The 17,331-nt window shown below is 70.8% G+C and carries 19 protein-coding genes; 12 read left to right on the forward strand and 7 right to left on the reverse strand.

Features of this window, described 5'->3' with window-relative positions:
• Nucleotides 1-2 precede the first annotated feature (2 nt).
• Both ACFFCN_RS05590 and ACFFCN_RS05595 read right to left on the reverse strand, forming a co-directional pair.
• A complete protein-coding gene (locus ACFFCN_RS05590) occupies nt 3-950 on the reverse strand; it encodes an NADP-dependent oxidoreductase (RefSeq protein WP_375490149.1) in 948 nt (315 codons plus the stop codon).
• 58 nt (nt 951-1,008) lie between these two features.
• Nucleotides 1,009-2,340, reverse strand: coding sequence for a hypothetical protein (locus tag ACFFCN_RS05595; RefSeq protein ID WP_375490150.1), 1,332 nt, complete (start codon nt 2,338-2,340; stop codon nt 1,009-1,011).
• 111 nt (nt 2,341-2,451) lie between these two features.
• On the opposite strand from ACFFCN_RS05595, the gene ACFFCN_RS05600 reads away from it, so the two are divergent.
• The 4 genes from ACFFCN_RS05600 (at nt 2,452) to prcA (ending at nt 5,039) form a co-directional block, all read left to right on the forward strand.
• Nucleotides 2,452-2,664, forward strand: coding sequence for a ubiquitin-like protein Pup (locus ACFFCN_RS05600; protein WP_375490151.1), 213 nt, complete (start codon nt 2,452-2,454; stop codon nt 2,662-2,664).
• 63 nt (nt 2,665-2,727) lie between these two features.
• On the forward strand, nt 2,728-3,327 hold the full coding sequence (locus ACFFCN_RS05605; protein ID WP_375490152.1) for an endonuclease VII domain-containing protein: 600 nt from the start codon (nt 2,728-2,730) through the stop codon (nt 3,325-3,327).
• A gap of 98 nt (nt 3,328-3,425) precedes the next feature.
• A complete protein-coding gene (gene prcB, locus ACFFCN_RS05610; RefSeq protein ID WP_375490153.1) occupies nt 3,426-4,250 on the forward strand; it encodes a proteasome subunit beta in 825 nt (274 codons plus the stop codon).
• A 12-nt stretch (nt 4,251-4,262) separates the two neighbouring features.
• On the forward strand, nt 4,263-5,039 hold the full coding sequence (gene prcA / locus ACFFCN_RS05615; RefSeq protein ID WP_375490154.1) for a proteasome subunit alpha: 777 nt from the start codon (nt 4,263-4,265) through the stop codon (nt 5,037-5,039).
• 6 nt (nt 5,040-5,045) lie between these two features.
• Here prcA and ACFFCN_RS05620 read toward each other — a convergent pair whose 3' ends face one another.
• Together ACFFCN_RS05620 and ACFFCN_RS05625 are read right to left on the reverse strand one after the other, a co-directional pair.
• Nucleotides 5,046-5,654 (reverse strand): TMEM165/GDT1 family protein, encoded by a 609-nt coding sequence (locus ACFFCN_RS05620; RefSeq protein WP_375490155.1) that lies wholly within the window; start codon nt 5,652-5,654, stop codon nt 5,046-5,048.
• 225 nt (nt 5,655-5,879) lie between these two features.
• A complete protein-coding gene (locus ACFFCN_RS05625) occupies nt 5,880-6,401 on the reverse strand; it encodes a ubiquinol-cytochrome c reductase iron-sulfur subunit (RefSeq protein ID WP_375490156.1) in 522 nt (173 codons plus the stop codon).
• 88 nt (nt 6,402-6,489) lie between these two features.
• On the opposite strand from ACFFCN_RS05625, the gene ACFFCN_RS05630 reads away from it, so the two are divergent.
• Together ACFFCN_RS05630 and ACFFCN_RS05635 are read left to right on the forward strand one after the other, a co-directional pair.
• On the forward strand, nt 6,490-7,041 hold the full coding sequence (locus ACFFCN_RS05630; protein ID WP_375490157.1) for a sigma-70 family RNA polymerase sigma factor: 552 nt from the start codon (nt 6,490-6,492) through the stop codon (nt 7,039-7,041).
• Nucleotides 7,038-7,718, forward strand: a complete 681-nt coding sequence (locus tag ACFFCN_RS05635; RefSeq protein ID WP_375490158.1) for an anti-sigma factor family protein — start codon at nt 7,038-7,040, stop codon at nt 7,716-7,718. Before ACFFCN_RS05630 ends, ACFFCN_RS05635 begins: the two co-directional genes overlap by 4 nt.
• Before the next feature lie 107 nt (nt 7,719-7,825).
• Here ACFFCN_RS05635 and ACFFCN_RS05640 read toward each other — a convergent pair whose 3' ends face one another.
• The 3 genes from ACFFCN_RS05640 to ACFFCN_RS05650 are packed head-to-tail and all read right to left on the reverse strand — an operon-like array spanning nt 7,826 to nt 9,831.
• A complete protein-coding gene (locus tag ACFFCN_RS05640) occupies nt 7,826-8,437 on the reverse strand; it encodes a TetR family transcriptional regulator (RefSeq protein WP_375490159.1) in 612 nt (203 codons plus the stop codon).
• Nucleotides 8,434-8,607 (reverse strand): rubredoxin, encoded by a 174-nt coding sequence (locus ACFFCN_RS05645; RefSeq protein ID WP_375490160.1) that lies wholly within the window; start codon nt 8,605-8,607, stop codon nt 8,434-8,436. The genes ACFFCN_RS05640 and ACFFCN_RS05645 overlap by 4 nt, the downstream gene beginning before the upstream one ends.
• 12 nt (nt 8,608-8,619) lie before the next feature.
• Nucleotides 8,620-9,831 (reverse strand): alkane 1-monooxygenase, encoded by a 1,212-nt coding sequence (locus ACFFCN_RS05650; RefSeq protein WP_375490161.1) that lies wholly within the window; start codon nt 9,829-9,831, stop codon nt 8,620-8,622.
• A 113-nt stretch (nt 9,832-9,944) separates the two neighbouring features.
• On the opposite strand from ACFFCN_RS05650, the gene pafA reads away from it, so the two are divergent.
• From pafA to ACFFCN_RS05680, 6 genes are all read left to right on the forward strand, one after another.
• Nucleotides 9,945-11,303, forward strand: coding sequence for a Pup--protein ligase (gene pafA, locus ACFFCN_RS05655; RefSeq protein ID WP_375490162.1), 1,359 nt, complete (start codon nt 9,945-9,947; stop codon nt 11,301-11,303).
• A gap of 68 nt (nt 11,304-11,371) precedes the next feature.
• Nucleotides 11,372-12,340: a helix-turn-helix transcriptional regulator gene (locus tag ACFFCN_RS05660; protein WP_375490163.1), complete on the forward strand. Its 969-nt coding sequence runs from the start codon at nt 11,372-11,374 to the stop codon at nt 12,338-12,340.
• Complete coding sequence (locus ACFFCN_RS05665) at nt 12,337-13,284, forward strand: helix-turn-helix transcriptional regulator (protein WP_375490164.1); 948 nt, start codon at nt 12,337-12,339, stop codon at nt 13,282-13,284. The genes ACFFCN_RS05660 and ACFFCN_RS05665 overlap by 4 nt, the downstream gene beginning before the upstream one ends.
• A gap of 40 nt (nt 13,285-13,324) precedes the next feature.
• Nucleotides 13,325-13,549, forward strand: a complete 225-nt coding sequence (locus ACFFCN_RS05670; RefSeq protein ID WP_375490165.1) for a hypothetical protein — start codon at nt 13,325-13,327, stop codon at nt 13,547-13,549.
• Nucleotides 13,546-14,496 carry a twin-arginine translocase subunit TatC gene (gene tatC / locus ACFFCN_RS05675; RefSeq protein WP_375490166.1) on the forward strand — a complete coding sequence of 317 codons (951 nt, stop codon included), beginning with the start codon at nt 13,546-13,548 and terminating at the stop codon, nt 14,494-14,496. Before ACFFCN_RS05670 ends, tatC begins: the two co-directional genes overlap by 4 nt.
• Before the next feature lie 57 nt (nt 14,497-14,553).
• On the forward strand, nt 14,554-17,316 hold the full coding sequence (locus ACFFCN_RS05680) for a DEAD/DEAH box helicase (protein ID WP_375490167.1): 2,763 nt from the start codon (nt 14,554-14,556) through the stop codon (nt 17,314-17,316).
• Nucleotides 17,317-17,331 lie beyond the last annotated feature (15 nt).

A 17,331-nucleotide genomic window follows, 5' to 3' on the forward strand; every position in this document is an offset into this window, starting at 1 on the left:
CGTTACGGGATCAGCACGATCTTGCCGGTGGCGTGGCCGCCGAGGCTCTCCCGATGCGCGTCCGCGATGCGCCCGAGCGGATAGGTCGCCGCGATGACGATCGTGAGCCGGCCGTCGGCCACGGCCTCGGTCAAGGGCATGCGGGACGCGTTGCGGATGCTCGTCTCGGGCTCACCGCCGCCGCCCAGTACCTGGATGCCGTCACGGCCACGGCCGAACGCGGTGATCGTCGCCACCCGGTCCGGGCGCGCGACAACCGCCAGGGAAACGTCGACAGCCTCGTCCGTGCCGACCAGATCGGCGGCGGCGTCGACTCCGTCGGGCGCCGCGGCGCGTACCCGCTCGAGCAGGCCGTCGCCGTAGGCAATCGGTGTCGCGCCGAGGGCGCGCAACTGGTCGTGCCGCGCCGGGCTGGCGGTTGCGATCACCGTGGCGCCGCGCTCGACCGCGAGCTGGACGACGAGCTGGCCGACGCCGCCGGCGCCGCCGTGTACGAGCAACGTCTGACCCGCGCGCACGTCGAGGGCCTCGAGCAGGTGCGCGGCGGTGACGCCGGTGACCAGGAGGCCGGCGGCGACGTCCCACGGCACCTGCGCCGGCTTCGGGACGACCGTCGAAGCCGGGACGACCCACTCGTCGGCCGCGGCGCCAGGGGTGCCGTTGGAGTTGGCGATCACTTCGTCACCGACCGAGATCGGACCCGCAGGTCCCGAGACGTCCCCGCTGCCCACGGCCGACACGACGCCTGCTGCCTCGAGGCCGACGCGCTGCGGCAGCGAGTCGGGGTCCTCGCCCATCATCCCGCTGTAGCGCTTGTGGTCGATGGGGTTCACCCCGCTGGCGCGCACGCTGATACGTACTTCGCCGGGGCCGGGCTCGGCCACCGGCTCGTCGACCACGGACAGGACCTCGGGGCCACCGAACGCGGTGGCGACTGCGACTGCGCTCATGCCCTGGCAACGGGCGACCCGCGCCGACCATTCCCGGCGAACGCGGCGTCGGCGCAGCTCAGCCGGCGAGCTGTTGCCGGTCGACCTCGACGAGGCGTGCGTCGGGCGCGGCGGACGCGGACTTGTGCAAGACCATTTCCGCGCGCCGACCGTCGGTGGCGAAGACCGCGATCTCGTTGCCGAAGAACGGGCCGGACAAACGCTGCCAGTCGATCTCGGTGCGCGGTGCACGGGCGACGACGCACATCAGGGCGCGCACCAGCGCGGCCGCCGCACGGCTCCAGAACACCCGGAAGAACACCCGCATCGCGATGGGCACGTAGTTGTGCAGAGGCGAGCACGTCAGCTGGTACACCGCCGAGGTCACGGGTGTCGCGAATCGGGCCCGTGCGACGTAGGCATGGTGTACATCTCCGGACAGCACGCAGATGGTCGCCGGCGCGTTCGCGCGACAGCCCACCGAGGCGATCAGCCGGCCGAGGGCTTCGAACGACTCGCGGAAGGCGGCCCAGTGTTCGAGGTCGCCCGCCCGGCGCAGCCACTCGCCGAAGCGCGCGAGCCGCGCGCCTGCGACGCCTGCGGCCAGTCGCTCGTCCCATGCCTCGATGTCGTGCAATGAGCGGGCGAGCAGCCACGGCAGTGACGTGCCGATCAGCAGGTGGTCGTAGTCGCCGTCGGTCTGCGCGACGATCCAGGCGAACTCGTCCTTGCTGACCATCGAGCGCGTACCGCCGGCGAGGATGCGCCCGCACCGCGAATCGACCATGAGCAGCCGGGTCCGGCCGAAGTCGCGGCGGTACGACCAGCGGGTGCGCACGTCCGGGTCGGTCCACGACTCGAGGTAGAGCCAGGTGTACTCCTCGAAGTCGGCGACCTGGTCCTTCGCGCCGGTCTCGATGTCGCGGCGCGCCGCGATCCGCCGGCGGGTCGCCACCGACGTCTCGTCGGCGTAGACCTGGTCGCCGAGCATCAGCATCGCGTCCGGCCACCGGTCGTCGGGACGTCCGGCGAGATCGCGGGCAAACGCGGCCAGGGAGTCGGCGTCGAAGTGCTTGTCCGTCAGCTTCGCCGCTGCGCGGCCGTAGCGGCACGAGCCGAAGGCGAGGTGCACCTGGTCCGGATCGCCGAGGGTGCGGATCCGGCTGCCGCCGCGTTCGGGTCGCAGCGACGGCCATGCGCGCTCGCCGTCGAGATGTACCTCGTACTCGGTGCTGCTGCCCGGCGCCAGACCGGTCACCAGCACCAGCGCATAGTGGTGGCCGGCGACGGACCACGTCCGCTCGCGATGACCGAGGACCTCGACCACGCACGCCTCGTCCGTCTCCACCCAGACGGTTGCGTCGGTGGTGCCCACGTACCGCAGGACCGGGCCGATCAGCAGGCGGGTCATGGCGACACACTCTGTCGGACGGGACGGTCGGCGCGCCAGCAGGGGCCCAGCTGCTGCGATTCTGTCGGTGCCGCGAGTTAGATTGGACCCGATCGCGAGAGAGGGGGCGCAATGCCCACCCACGACAGTGGCCAGAACCGGCCGCAGCGCCAACACGAGGATCAGGTCGAGGAGACCGAGGCCCCGGAGGCGAGCAGCGATGTCGCCGAGCGGCACGAGAAGTTGACCGAAGACGTCGACGCGATCCTCGATGAGATCGACGACGTCCTGGAGACAAACGCCGAGGACTTCGTCCGCGCTTTCGTGCAGAAAGGGGGCGAGTGATCAACTTCTCTGGGCCCGTTCCGGGCCGCAAAATACTGCCCGGATTGTCGGGCGGAGAAGCCGATGGCCGACTTCACCCGCGATGCGCAGCGCAAAGACGGACTGTCGTTCTATTGCCGCGACTGCCGCATCCTGCGGGACGAAGCGAGTCGCAGGAAGCGTCTCGGGCCGGTCCGGAACAACATCCGCCCGCGTTCCTTGGTTGTGCCCGCAGGGCATCAATGGTGTCCTGACTGCGGCGAGGTCAAGCCGCTTTCGGAGTTCCCACGTAACAAGCGGATGCCGAACGGCTACATGACCTACTGCAAGCCGTGTCACAACACCCGGACCCGTGCCTCCCTCGAGAAGAATGGTGGCTCGCGGAACTATCACTTGCGGCGGCGGTACGGCATCACGGCGGAGCACGCCGACCAGATGCTCGCCGAGCAGGACGGGCTGTGCGCCATCTGCCGCGAGGCGCCCGCCGCGCACGTCGACCACGACCACGCGAGCGGTCGGGTGCGCGGGCTGCTCTGCTTCAACTGCAACGGCGCGCTCGGTCAGTTCCGCGATCGCGCGGACCTGATGTTGCGTGCTGCCGACTACCTGCAGCGCAGTGACCAGACGCGTACCGGCGCGCCCGCGGGAGCGACTTTCGTCGATCTTCCTCGGCGATGTCCGTGACCCGCGGCCGGCCGACGAGCCGCGCCCGGCCTGACCCAGCAGCCTCGACGGCGCTCGCGTAGGTTGGGTCGCAGACCGCCCGCGATCGAGGAGCGACGTTGAGCAACGAGCCATCCGGCCCGCACGGCATCCTGCGCTACGCGACGTCGCCCGGCTCGTCCTCGTTCACCGAGTTCCTCGCCGCCGCATCGCCCGAGTCGCTGCCCTCGGCCGGCGCCGACGTCGCCTCCGTTCCACACGGCACCACCATCGTCGCCGCCGTCTACGCCGACGGTGTGGTGATGGCAGGCGATCGCCGCGCGACGGCCGGCAACCTCATCGCACAACGCGACATCGAGAAGGTGTTCGCCGCCGACGACTACACGCTCGTCGGCATCGCCGGTGTTGCCGGGTTGGCCGTCGAGATCGTGCGGCTCTACCAGGTCGAGCTCGAGCACTACGAGAAGATCGAGGGCACGCAGCTGACTCTCGACGGCAAGGCCAACCGGCTGGCAACGATGATCCGCGGCAATCTGCAGATGGCCATGCAGGGCCTTGCCGTGGTGCCGCTGTTCGCCGGCTTCGATGTCGACGCCCCGGATGCGGCGAGCGCCGGGCGCATCTTCAGCTTCGACCCGACCGGCGGCCGCTATCCCGAGCAGTACCACCACTGTGTCGGGTCGGGCTCGCTGTTCGCGCGCGGGGCGTTGAAGAAGCTCTGGCGGCCCGGTATGAGTCGCGCCGAGGCGGTCCGCGTGGTCGTCGAGGCGCTCTACGACGCCGCCGATGACGACTCGGCCACCGGCGGACCGGACATCACCCGGCGCATCTACCCGGTGGTGCGCACCGCCACCGCCGAAGGTGCCGCGCGCATCGGCGACGACGAACTCGACGCCGTCGTGCGCGAGATCATCACCGACCGCGAATCCCGCCCCGGCGCGTAGGAAAGATTCGACATGAGCATGCCGTTCTACGCCTCGGCCGAGCAGATCATGCGCGACCGCTCGGAGTTCGCGCGCAAGGGCATCGCCCGCGGTCGCGGCGTGGTCGTGCTGACCTATGCCGACGGCGTGCTGTTCGTCGCCGAGAACGCCAGCTCGGCGTTGCACAAGGTCAGCGAGATCTACGACCGCATCGGCTTCGCCGGCGTCGGCAAGTACCCGGAGTACGAGAACCTGCGGGTCGCCGGCATCCGGCTGGCCGATCTGCGCGGGTATTCCTACGACCGCCGCGACGTCACGGCCCGCAGCCTCGCGAACGCCTACGCGCAGACGCTCGGCGCGATCTTCGTCGAGCAACAGAAACCGTACGAGGTCGAGATCTGCGTGGCCGAGGTCGGCGACACCGCCGACAGCGATCAGATCTACCGGCTCACCTACGACGGCACGATCGTCGACGAGCCGGACTTCTTGGCGATGGGCGGGCAGGCCGACGCGTTGACCGCCGCCATGAAGGACGGTTTCACGCCCGGCCTGCCGCTGCGTGAGGCGCTGGCCGTCGCCATCCGCGCCCTCACCGCCGGCGGCAACGGCACAGCGCGGGAACTGCCCGCCGCGCAGCTCGAGGTCGCGGTGCTCGACCGCACCCGGGGCAATCGCAAGTTCCGCCGGATCGGCGGCCTCGCGCTCAGCGAGCTGCTGCCCGGCGAGACGACGGCCGACGACGCGACAGCGGAGCCCACCGAGGCCGAGCCGTCGGACGTGCCGAGCATCAACGAGCAGCAGAGCGAGTGATCGCGGTCAACCCCGGATGGCGTTGACCACGCTGTAGATGCCGAGCGCGACCATCACGACGGCCGCGACGCGCGTGATCCACTTCAGTGGCAGCACCCGCAACAGCGTCTTGCCGCCGAGGATCGCGAGCAGCCCGACCGCCCACAGACCCAGCACCGCGCCGATGCCCACCGACAGCGGGTCGTGGTACTTGGCGGCGAGATTCGCGGTCAGGATCTGCGTCAGGTCGCCCCACTCGGCAACGAAGATCACTCCGTAGCCGAGCGTGGCGACTCGCCAGAAACCGGCGCCGTCCGACTGGTCGTCGTCCGTCTCGTCGGGTCCGGCGGCCTCGTCCTCGTCGTCCGCCAAGCCCTCACGCCAGATCAGCACGGCGCCGAGCAGGAACAGCGCGGCGACGATTGCCTCGAGCAGCCGGCGCGGCAGCAGCGTGAGCAGCGACCCGGCGGTCACCGCGATGACGACGTGGGTGGCAAATGCAGCTGCGATGCCGGTGAACGCCCAACGCCAGGGGAATCGGGTGCCCAGGACGAGCCCGGCGACAGCCGTCTTGTCCGGCAGCTCGCCGACGAAGATCAGGCCGAAGACGGTGGCGATGACCGCGATGTCGAGCACGCGACGGCTCCCTGGCGTCCGGGGCTGCCGTCGGCGTCCTCGATGGCGAGCACACGTCGGATGACAGCCGGATACGACTGTGGTCCGAACGTCTCGTCCGGTCGGCGGGCCGACCCTGGACACCGGGCCCGGTGATCGCGGCCAGTATGTCGACGTCCAGTCGAGGGACTACTCCCGTTCATCAGCGAGTGTAACGATGTACGGACGCAGGTCCGCGACGCGGTGCTAGCTGGTGACGACCTTCCCGCCCTGCACTGTGACGGCGATCTTCGGCAGCGGGCTCGGCGCCGGTCCGTTGAGGACCTTGCCGGTCGTGGTGTCGTACTTCGAGCCGTGGCACGGGCAGTCGAGCGACGTCGCACCGGGCTTCACCGTGCAGCCCTGGTGCGTGCAGATTGCGCTGAAGCAGACGACGGTCGAGCTGGTCGGCCGAGCGACGATCGCCGGCTTGCCGTCCGGCAGTTTCGCCGACACCGCCTTGCCGACGCCGATGTCGTCCAGCGTGGCCAGCGCGGCGCCACCCGCTGCGCCGGACGTGGCAGCCGGCGCACGCGAACTGGAACTCTGGCCGCTGTCGTTGTCGCCGTCGTGGTCGGAGTCACTGTCACTGCGGGCGCCGCTGTCCTGCTTCGCCGGGGCGCCGGAGTTCGAGCAAGCGGCCAGCACGCCGCCCGCGACGACGACGCCGACGCCACCGGCACCCACGGCAAGGAGAGAGCGACGCGACAGAGTGGGTTCATGGTCCATGCCGAGATCACGTGCCGTGCCGCCGATCGGTTCGACCTGCCGGTGAATTGAACCGATCGCGTGCCTGATCCGTGTCTACGGTGTGACCATGGCAGCTGTGGCCGGACCGTCGTGGACGCGCAGGCGTCGCGAGGTGTCGACGTCCGACGAGCTGCTGCTGCGAGCGCTGCACGACGAGCACGGTCAGGCGCTGTGGCGCCACGTCGTGTCGTTGACCGACGGCGACCACGCCCGGGCACAGGACGTCGTACAGGAGACGTTCCTGCGTGCCTGGCGCAATCCGAAGGTGCTGGCCGACACGTCGGCCGCGCGCGGGTGGTTGTTCACGGTCGCCAAGCGGATCGTCATCGACGAGTGGCGTACGAGCCGGTCACGTCACGAGCGCGTCAGCGCACACCTACCGGAGCAGGTGGTTCCCGACACCACCGAGCAGGCGGTCGACCGGCACGTCGTCGGCGCCGCGCTGTCGCGGCTGTCGAGCGAGCATCAGGCCGTGCTGCGCGAGTGCTACTTCCGCGGTGCCAGCGTCGGTGAAGCGTCCAAGGCACTCGGCATCCCGGCGGGCACGGTGAAGTCGCGCACGCATTACGCGCTGCGCGCGCTGCGCGTGGCGTTGGACGAGATCGGGGGAGTGCGATGACCACGCAGCCCACCGACCGCGACCCGTTCGAGCACGACGACGCCGCGTACGTCCTGGGCGCGCTCGACGCCGCCGACGCCGCTGCATTCGAGGCGCATCTTGCGACGTGCCGGCAGTGCCAGGAACGCGTGCAGGAGGCGCGCTCCACCGTCGCGCTGCTGGGGCCGCGGACGGCGAGCGGGAACGCGCCCACGGCCACGCTGCACGACACCGCCCTGCCGGACACGGTGCTGCCCGCGCTGGTCCGTACGGTGCGACGCGAACGCCGGCGACGGCAGGGGACGCTCGCCGCGCTCGGCGCCGTGGCTGCGGCGTGTCTGATCGCATTCGTCGTCTCCGTCTGGCCGAACACGCACCCGGCGCCGCACGCTGCGCCGCAGGCGATGTCGCCGGTCGGCGCGAGCCCGGTGCGGGCGACAGCGCAGCTGACGGACCGCCGCTGGGGCACGAGCATCGACCTGCATTGCCGCTACGCCAAGGGCTTCGACTCCGATGTCGCCTACTACCTGCGGGTGGTCGACCGTGCCGGCGGACAGCACGGGGCGGGCAGCTGGGAGCTCTCGCCCGGCGGCGTCACCGACTTCGTCGGGGGCACACAGGTGCGCCGCGCCCGCATCGGCCGGATCCAGGTGACGTTGCCGAACGGCCAGCCGGTGCTCGAGCTCGCCGTCCACTGACGGCCGACGTCAGGGAGTTGTGAACCGCCTGCCGCGCGCCGCGCCGCGCCGCGCCGCATGCGGACGACTCACCACCTGCGCGCAACGCTTCTCGGACGTGCGCCCGCTCACGTGCCGAGCAGCTCGTCGACGAACCGCGCGAACATCCGCCCGACGTCGTCCGCGACGCGCTGCGGGTCGCGCTCCGGAACGAGTGCGTGGCTGATGGCGAGACGGACGAGCGAGTCGGACAGCAGCCGCGCGTCCTGTTCGCCGACCTGCGGCCATACCTCGGGGACGAGCCGCGCCACGGTGTCACCGGCCAGGGTGCGCCCCAGTGTCGTGACGAGGCGGTACGGCTCACCGCTGTCGCCGTCCCCGGCGAGCAACCGGATCACCGGCTCGTCGGACGCCAGTTGCAAGAACATCGCGAACGCGCTGCGCAGCGCGGCGTGCGCGTCGTCCGCGTGCTCGCGCACCGTCGCCGCGACCTGATCCACCAGCACCCCGATCTCGCGCGCGACGTAGGTCTCGACCAGCGCCGCACGTCCGCCGAACTCGTTGTAGAGCGTCTGCCGGCTCACGCCGGCGGCAGTGGCGACATGTGCCATCGTGGTGGCCGACCAGCCACGTTCGCGTACGAGCCGGTCGACGGCGTCGAGCACCGTGTCGCGCAGCAGCGTGCGCGCCGCCTGTACGTACGGCGTGCCGGCCGCCGGCAGGTCCGGAGTAGCCGTCACGCGTCGACGCCCGCGGCCACGAAATCGACCTTGTCGCGCACCCCGCAGTCCGGGCACGACCAGTCGTCGGGCACGTCCGCCCACGGCGTCCCGGGCGGGAATCCCTCGCGCGGCTCACCCGCCGACTCGTCGTAGACGTAGTCGCAGACCTCGCAGCGGTAGCGGCTCACCCAGCGAGTGTCTCAGGCGGCGCGAGACGTCGCCGCGGCCGTGTCCGCGCCGTAGCGCGCCAACACGCTCGCGCGCCTGCCCGGCGCGATGTTCGCCCGTGTGACGTCCCCGCCGTAATGCGCGAGCACCCTGCGGTCCATGACCCGCCGCCACAGCGGCGGCACGTACGCCAGCAGGATCATCGCTGCGTAGCCGGCTGGCAGCTGCGGCGATTCGTCGAAGTGCCGCAGCGACTGGTAGCGCCGCGTCGGGTTCGCGTGGTGGTCGCTGTGCCGCTGCAGGTGGTACAGGAACAGGTTCGTCGTGAGGTGGTTGTTGTTCCAGCTGTGCCGCGGGCTCACCCGCTCGTAGCGACCGTTCGGCAGTTGCGTGCGCAGCAGCCCGTAGTGCTCGAGGTAGTTGACGGCCTCGAGCAGGCTGAACGCGAGCAACGCCTGCAGCAGCAGGTACGGCACGGTGCCGACGCCGAACGCGACGATCAGCGTTGCCCACAGCACGACCGTCATGGCCCACGCGTTCAGCACGTCGTTGCGCAGACTCCACGTGCGCTTGTCCATGCGCCGCAGCCGGGTGCGCTCGAGCTGCCAGCCGTTGCGCAGGCTGCCGGCCACCGTGCGCGGCCAGAAGCGGTAGAAGGATTCACCCAGCCGACTCGACGCCGGGTCGTCGGGCGTGGCGACGCGCACGTGATGGCCTCGGTTGTGCTCGATGAAGAAGTGCCCGTAGCCGGACGGTGCGAGCGCGACGCGCGCGAACCAACGCTCGAGGTGCTCCTTCTTGTGGCCCAGCTCGTGCGCGGTGTTGATCGCGACGCCGTTGAGCATGCCGATCGTCACTGCGATCCCCAGCTTGTCGATCACCGGCAGGCCGCCGTGCCGCGTCATCAGCCAGAACGCCGCGACGAAGCTGACGAACTGGCACGGCAGGAACAGATATGTGACCCAGCGGTAGTAGCGGTCGCGCTCGAGCCACGCCACCGCCTCCTCGGGTGCGTTGCTGGGGTCGTCGCCGATGGCCAGGTCGAGCAGCGGGATCGCGACATACAGCACCATCGGCCCGATCCACCAGAAGACGCCGGAGCCGGTGAGGTTCACCAGCCCCCAGCCGAGGAACATGAACAGCGGCACGATCGTGCCGAGCAGCCACAGGTACCGCTTGCCGTCGCGCCAGTCCGGGCGCTCGGCGGCGAGCACGGCAGTTCCGGACAACGACCCCTCGCGCATGTGGACACCAATCCCTCGACTGACAGCGTGCTTTACATGACCGTCTCACGTGTAAAACACGTCGTCAACCGCGCGGAGCGCAATCCGGGCGTGCGGTCGATAAGCTCGGCAGCGTGCACAAGCGCATCGTCGGCATCGAGAACGAGTACGGCGTCACGTGCACCTTCCACGGTCAGCGGCGGCTCTCGCCGGACGAGGTCGCCCGCTATCTGTTCCGGCGGGTCGTGTCCTGGGGCCGCTCGTCCAACGTGTTCCTGAAGAACGGCGCGCGGCTGTACCTCGACGTCGGCAGCCACCCCGAGTACGCCACGCCCGAGTGCGATGCGCTGCCCGCGCTCGTCGCTCACGACAAGGCCGGCGAGCGGGTGCTCGAGGGCCTCGTCGTCGACGCCGAGAAACGGCTGCACGACGAGGGCATCGCCGGCGACATCTACCTGTTCAAGAACAACACCGATTCCGCAGGCAACTCCTACGGTTGCCACGAGAACTTCCTGGTGGGTCGGCAGGGCGAGTTCAGCCGGCTGGCGGACGTGCTGATCCCATTCCTCGTCACCCGGCAACTGATCTGCGGCGCGGGCAAGGTGCTGCAGACCCCCCGCGGCGCGGTGTTCTGCATCAGCCAGCGTGCCGAGCACATCTGGGAGGGCGTCTCGTCGGCGACGACCCGCAGCCGGCCGATCATCAACACCCGCGACGAGCCGCACGCCGACGCCGAGCGCTACCGCCGGCTGCACGTGATCGTCGGCGACTCGAACATGAACGAGTGCACGACGCTGCTCAAGGTCGGCGCCGCGGACATCGTGCTGCGCATGATCGAGCGCGGGGTGTCGTTCCGCGACCTGACGCTGGAGAACCCGATCCGCGCGATCCGCGAGATCAGCCACGACCTGACCGGCACGCGGTCCGTGCGGCTCGCCGCGGGCCGCACCGCCTCCGCGTTGGAGATCCAGCGCGAGTACTACTCGAAGGCCGTCGACTTCTTCGCCCAGTACGAGGGCGACGCAGCCGACAAGCGAGTGCTCGAGCTGTGGGGCCGCACGCTGGACGCCATCGAGTCGCAGGACCTGTCGCTGATCGACCGGGAGATCGACTGGGCCACCAAGTACCAGTTGATCGAGCGCTACCGGGCCAAGCACGACCTGACGCTGTCCTCGCCGCGGATCGCACAGCTCGATCTCGCGTACCACGACATCTCCCGCACCCGCGGCCTGTACTACCTGCTGCAGCAGCGCGGTGCCGTCGAGCGCGTCGTGTCCGACCTCGAGGTGTTCGAGGCCAAGAGCGTCCCGCCGCAGACGACCCGCGCCAAACTGCGCGGCGACTTCATCCGGCGCGCGCAGGAACGGCGCCGGGACTTCACCGTCGACTGGGTGCACCTGAAGCTCAACGATCAGGCCCAGCGCACCGTGTTGTGCAAGGACCCGTTCCGCAGCGTCGACGAGCGCGTCGAGAAGCTGATCGCTTCGATGTGACCAGGTACGCCGCGCGCGAGCCTCGGCAATCGCGCAAATCGGACGCTCCGCGGATTAGCTTTGCGGACATGGCAGCCCGACGCGCGGAACGGCTGGTCAACCTGGTGATCTGCCTGCTGTCGACCCGCCAATTCCTCACCGCGGAGCGCATCCGGGACGCGGTGCCCGGTTACGAGGGCAGCGACGGTTCACGGGCCGCCGACGAGGCGTTCAAGCGCATGTTCGAACGCGACAAGGCCGAGCTGCGTGACCTCGGCATCCCGCTCGAGACCGGCCGGAACAGCTCGTTCGACGCCGAGGACGGCTACCGCATCCGCCGCGGCGACTACGAGTTGCCGCCGATCGAGTTCGACGCCGACGAGGCGGCGGCGGTCGGTCTCGCGGCCCGGCTGTGGCAGTCGGCCACGCTGGGCGAGCAGGCCCGGCAGGCGCTGATCAAACTGCGTGCCGCGGGCACCGACGTCCGCGCCGCCGACGCGCCGGGCGCCGTGCCGCAGCTCGACGCCAGCGACCCGAGCCTGCCGGTGCTGATCGACGCCGCGCGCACCGCCACCGCGGTGTCCTTCGACTACACCAAGCCCGGCGAGGAGCAGCCGCAACGTCGCACGCTCGAGCCGTGGGGCGTGCTCTCCTGGCGCCGGCGGTGGTACGTCGCCGGCTTCGACCGCGACCGCGACAAGCCGCGCAGCTTTCGGCTCTCGCGCATCTCCGGCGCCGTGCGTCCGCTCGACGGGCCGGGCGCGTTCGACCGCCCCGCGGACTTCGACCTGCTCGACATGGTCGCGCGCCGTGACCCGGAGGACGGCCGGGTCGCGCGGATCCGCGTGGACGGCCCCGGTGCCGGCGAACTGCGCCGGATCGCACAGGACGACGACGCCGGCACTCTCACCGTCAGCTACACGGACACGGCGTGGCTCGCGCGCATCGTGGCCAGTGCGGGCACCAGCGCGCGGGTGCTCGAGCCCGACGATCTGGCCCGGGCGGTGGTCGAGCGGCTGCACACCGTCGTGCAGCGGTCGGCGCAGGTGCCGCGGTGACGAACGCAAACGAGCAGCGGCTGCCGCGTCTGCTGGCGCTCGTGCCGTACCTGCAGGCGCGGCCGAACATCGGCGTCGCCCAGGCAGCAGCCGACTTCGGCGTGTCCGAGACCCAGCTGCGCCGCGATCTGACGCTGCTGTGGATGTGTGGCCTGCCCGGGCACGGCCCGGGTGACCTCATCGACCTCTCCTTCGAGGGCGAGACGGTCTCGGTGATCTTCGACGCCGGCATGTCGCGGCCGTTGCGGCTGACCGGCGAGGAGGCGTTGGCACTCGTCGTGGCCCTGCGCACGCTCGCTGAGACGCCCGGCCTGGCCGACTCCGACGCGGTGCAGCGGGCGTTGGCCAAGGTCGAGGCCGCCGCCGGGGGGAGCGTCGACGCCGGCACCGTGGCGGTGCAACTCGATCACGACGAGCGGTTGCTGCCGGTGCTCACCCAGGCGGTCGAACGCCGGCAGGCGCTGCAGCTGCGCTACTACAGCGCGTCGCGGGACGAGACCAGCGAACGTGTCGTCGACCCGCTGCGGGTGTTCACCTCCGACGGGCACAGCTACCTCGAGGCGTGGTGCCGTCAGGCCGAGGGCCTGCGGGTGTTCCGCTTCGACCGCATCGACGACGCGGTCCTGCTCGACGAACCGGCGGTCGTACCGGAGGGCGTGCAGCCGCGGGACCTGTCCGAGGGGGTGTTCCATCCGGCGTCCGAGCATCTGCTCGTCGACCTGCGGTTGGGTCCCGCGTACGCCTGGGTCGCCGACTACTACGCGGCCGAGGACGTCTGGGCCGAAGGCGAGGACGTGCGGCTCGAGCTGCGCGTCGCCGACCCGGCGTGGGTGCGCGCCCTGGTGCTCGGCTCGGCCGGCCAGGTGGCCATCATCTCGCCGGATTGGCTCGCCGACGACGTGCGCACGGAAGCCGAGCGCGCGCTGAGCGCCTACGGGCACTGACCAGCACCTGCCGTTCAACGGCCCGTCGTAGAGTGCAGGCGTGCATTGGATCCCCCTGTACGCGTGGATCGCCGCGGTCGTGGTGGCCATCGTCGTGCTCGGGTTCTGCGCGTACGAGCTGATGTGGAAGACGAAGCGCCTGCGCGGCGATCTCGAGCGGCTGCAGACCTTGACCGCCGAGCTCGACACCGTGCAGCACACCCTGGCCGCGGCGCAGCAACGGATGGCCGCCGTCCGGCCGCCCGGCAGCGCGCTGACGCGATGAGCGGCGAGTCGCTGACCGGGCGTCGCGGTGCGCTGCGACGACGCAGTCGCAAGCGGCCGGCGAAGACGCCGGACGGCCGGATGCCGGTCATGGACCATCTGCGCGAACTGCGCCGGCGCATCGTGCTGATCCTGCTGTTCGTCGCGCTCGGCGCGGTGCTCGGCTACTTCCTCTACCCGCACACGCTCGACCTCCTGCGCCACCCGTACTGCGGCGTGCCGGAGAAGTACCGCTACACCCCGCGCGGCACGAAGAACTGCGTGCTGATCTACCACGGCGTACTGGACGGCTTCACCACCCGGTTGAAGGTCTCCGTCATCTCCGGCGCGGTCTTCACCGGGCCGTTGTGGCTCTACCAGATCTGGGCATTCATCACCCCGGGCCTGCGCAAGAACGAACGTCGCTACACGATCTTCTTCATCGTCGCGTCCACTCTGTTGTTCGCTGCGGGCGTCGTGCTCGCGTACCTCGTGCTCGACCGCGGCCTGCCGATCGTCCTCGCGCAGGCGGGCTACGGCACGCAGGCGCAGCTGACGGTCAGCGACTACATCGGGTTCGTCACGCTGCTGCTTGTTGTCTTCGGCTCGGCGTTCGAGCTGCCGCTCATCGTCGTGCTGGCGAACTTTGCCGGCGTGCTGCCGGCCTGGGTGCTGAAGAAGTCGCAGCGCATCGCGATCTTCCTGATCTTCCTGTTCGCTGCCGTCGCCACGCCGACGGTCGACCCGTTCACCATGTGTGCGATGGCCTTCCCGATGGTGCTGCTGTTCGAGGCCGCGGTGCTGACCGCCGTCGTCCACGACCGCCGCAAGGCGGCCCGGCGTGCCGCCGAGCGCCAGGAGCCGCACCTCGAGGACCACGTGCCGACGCCGATCGATCCGATCCCGCAACCGCTGGCAGCGCGCGAGCAGCGCGCCGAGGCCGATTCCGCGTGGTCGGACTCCACCTGACCGCCTGTCGCACGGGCGCTGCAGGTGTCGGCGGACCGGCGCTCCTAGTGTGGAGGCATGGCCTCGCCGAGTGAGCGGTACGCCGCCGCCCGGCGGCGAACGGGCCAACCGGTCCTCGCCGATTTCCGCGCCGGGTACTCCTTCGAACTCGACGACTTCCAGGTCCGTGCCTGCGCCGACGTCGAGAACGGCTACTCGGTGCTGGTGTGCGCGCCGACCGGTTCGGGCAAGACGGTCGTCGGCGAGTTCGCCGTGCACCTCGCGCTCGCCGCGGGCCAGAAGTGCTTCTACACCACGCCGATCAAAGCGTTGTCGAACCAGAAGTACAACGACCTCGTCGACCGTTACGGCGCGGCATCGGTCGGGCTGCTGACCGGCGACACCGCGGTCAACGGCAACGCGCCGATCGTGGTTATGACCACCGAGGTGCTGCGCAACATGCTCTACGTCGGCAGCCCCGCGCTGGCCGGGCTGGGCTACGTCGTCATGGACGAGGTGCATTACCTCGGTGACCGGTTCCGCGGCGCCGTCTGGGAGGAAGTGATCATCCACCTGCCGGCGGCCGTCCGGTTGGTGTCGCTGTCCGCCACCGTCTCGAACGCCGAGGAGTTCGGTGAATGGCTGCAGTCCGTGCGCGGCGAGACGACGGTGATCGTGCACGAGGAGCGGCCCGTCCCGCTCTGGCAGCATGTGCTCGTCGGGCCGCGGATGTACGACCTGTTCGGTTCGGTGCACGCCGACGGCGGTGTCGACGCGGCGGCCGGCGCGAGCATCAACGGCGAGCTGCTGCGCCAGGTGGCCGATCAGCGGCGCTTCGTCGAGCCGGTCGGCCGGCGTGGCGGCGACCGGCGAGGGGGGCAGCGCGGGCGCGGGTGGCGCCCGCCGCACCGGCCCGATGTCATCGCGCGGCTGGACCGCGACGGCCTGTTGCCGGCCATCACATTCATCTTCAGCCGCGCCGGGTGCGACGCCGCCGCCCGCCAGTGCGTGTGGTCGGGCATGTGGCTCACCGACGAGGACGAGCGCGCGGAGATCGACGAGGTCATCGACACGTTCACCGCCCAGGTGCCGCCGGAGGACCTGGACGTCCTGGGCTTCTGGGAATGGCGCGACGCGCTGCGGCGCGGGTTCGCCGCCCACCACGCCGGGCTGATCCCGCCGTTCAAACAGGCGGTCGAGGAACTGTTCGTCCGCGGCCTGGTGCGTGCGGTCTTCGCCACCGAGACGCTGGCGCTGGGCATCAACATGCCGGCCCGGACCGTCGTCCTGGAGCGCCTGACCAAATTCAACGGCGAGGCGCACGCCGACATCACGCCGGGGGAGTACACGCAGCTCACCGGGCGCGCCGGGCGCCGCGGCATCGATGTCGAGGGGCACGCGGTGGTGGTGTGGTCGCCCGAGGTCGAGCCGCAACGGGTCGCCGGTCTGGCGTCCACCCGCACCTACCCGCTGCGCTCGTCGTTCCGCCCGTCCTACAACATGGCCGCCAACCTCGTCGCGCAGATGGGCCGCGCCGACGCACGCCAACTGCTCGAGGCCTCGTTCGCGCAGTTCCAGTCCGACCGTGCCGTTGCCGGTCTCGTCCGCCAGATCCGGCGTAACGACGAGACCCTGCGCGGCTACGAGCGCTCGATGCACTGCGAGCACGGTGACTTCGCCGAATACGCCGAACTACGCCGCAAGCTGGGCGAGCGCGAGTCGGCGCTCGCGCGCGAGTCGGGTCGCGCGCGGCGGGTGGCGGTGTCCGACTCGCTCGAGTCGTTGCGCCGCGGCGACGTCATCCGGGTACCGCGCGGGCGCCGCGCCGGGCTCGCCGTGGTGATCGACCCCGGCGCACAGCCGCACGACGACCCGCGCCCGCTCGTCATCACCGAGTCACGGTGGTCCGGCCGGTTGTCGACCACGGACTTCCCGACCGCGGTCGACGTGCTCGGGTCCGTCCGGCTGGGCAAGCACGTCAACCACCGCTCACCGCAGGAACGGCGCGACATCGTCGCGCGGCTGCGTTCGCTCGACCTGCCGGACGAGCCGCGCGCCGCCCGCGGGCAAGGCGCGGATGCCGCCGACGATCCCGAGCTGCTGCGGCTGCGCCGCGCGTTACGCGCGCACCCGTGCCATGCGTGCCCGGACCGCGAGGAGCACGCACGGTGGGCACAACGACACACCCGGCTCACCCAGGAGAACACCAAGCTGCGCGCGCGCATCGACGGGCGCACCGGGTCGCTCGGCCGCACCTTCGACCGCATCTGCGGGTTGCTCGACGAGCGCGGCTACCTGGCCGGGGACGACGTCACCGACGCGGGTTGCCGGCTCGCCCGCATCTGGTCCGAGGCCGATCTGGTCGTCGCGCAATGCATCCGCGACGGCGCGTGGGCCGGGCTGGACGCCGCGGAACTCGCCGCCGTCGTGTCGACGATGGTGTACGAACCGCGCCGCGAGGAGGTCGCGATGCAGGCGGCGCCCACCGACGCCGTCCGCCTGGCGCTCGAGCGCACCGACGCGGTGTGGGCCGCGTTGGCTGCCGACGAGGACGCCGCCGGGCTGCCGCGCAGCCGCGAGCCGCAGCACGGGTTCGTCCTCGCCGCCTACCGGTGGGCACAGGGCCGGCGACTCGACGCGGTGCTCGACGTCGCGACCGCGCGTGGCGAGCAGATGTCGGCCGGCGATTTCATCCGGTGGTGCAAGCAGCTGCTGGACCTGCTCGACCAGCTCGCGGGCGCTCCGGAGGCCGGCGGCGGATCGGCTCAGCTGGCCCGAACCGCGCGGTCCGCGGCCACCGCGGTGCGCCGCGGCGTGGTGGCCCAGAGCATGGGGCCGTGACGCGGGCATCCACGC

It is taken from the genome of uncultured Jatrophihabitans sp. (assembly GCF_964246335.1).
Lineage (GTDB): Bacteria > Actinomycetota > Actinomycetes > Mycobacteriales > Jatrophihabitantaceae > Jatrophihabitans.

Bases quoted from the DNA above. Each gene is read 5' to 3' on its own strand.
- ACFFCN_RS05590 (WP_375490149.1), bottom strand. From the start codon at position 950: ATGAGCGCAGTCGCAGTCGCCACCGCGTTCGGTGGCCCCGAGGTCCTG.
- ACFFCN_RS05595 (WP_375490150.1), bottom strand. From the start codon at position 2,340: ATGACCCGCCTGCTGATCGGCCCGGTCCTGCGGTACGTGGGCACCACC.
- ACFFCN_RS05600 (WP_375490151.1), top strand. From the start codon at position 2,452: ATGCCCACCCACGACAGTGGCCAGAACCGGCCGCAGCGCCAACACGAG.
- ACFFCN_RS05605 (WP_375490152.1), top strand. From the start codon at position 2,728: ATGGCCGACTTCACCCGCGATGCGCAGCGCAAAGACGGACTGTCGTTC.
- prcA (WP_375490154.1), top strand. From the start codon at position 4,263: ATGAGCATGCCGTTCTACGCCTCGGCCGAGCAGATCATGCGCGACCGC.
- ACFFCN_RS05625 (WP_375490156.1), bottom strand. From the start codon at position 6,401: ATGGACCATGAACCCACTCTGTCGCGTCGCTCTCTCCTTGCCGTGGGT.
- ACFFCN_RS05630 (WP_375490157.1), top strand. From the start codon at position 6,490: ATGGCAGCTGTGGCCGGACCGTCGTGGACGCGCAGGCGTCGCGAGGTG.
- ACFFCN_RS05635 (WP_375490158.1), top strand. From the start codon at position 7,038: ATGACCACGCAGCCCACCGACCGCGACCCGTTCGAGCACGACGACGCC.
- ACFFCN_RS05650 (WP_375490161.1), bottom strand. From the start codon at position 9,831: ATGCGCGAGGGGTCGTTGTCCGGAACTGCCGTGCTCGCCGCCGAGCGC.
- ACFFCN_RS05660 (WP_375490163.1), top strand. From the start codon at position 11,372: ATGGCAGCCCGACGCGCGGAACGGCTGGTCAACCTGGTGATCTGCCTG.
- tatC (WP_375490166.1), top strand. From the start codon at position 13,546: ATGAGCGGCGAGTCGCTGACCGGGCGTCGCGGTGCGCTGCGACGACGC.
- ACFFCN_RS05680 (WP_375490167.1), top strand. From the start codon at position 14,554: ATGGCCTCGCCGAGTGAGCGGTACGCCGCCGCCCGGCGGCGAACGGGC.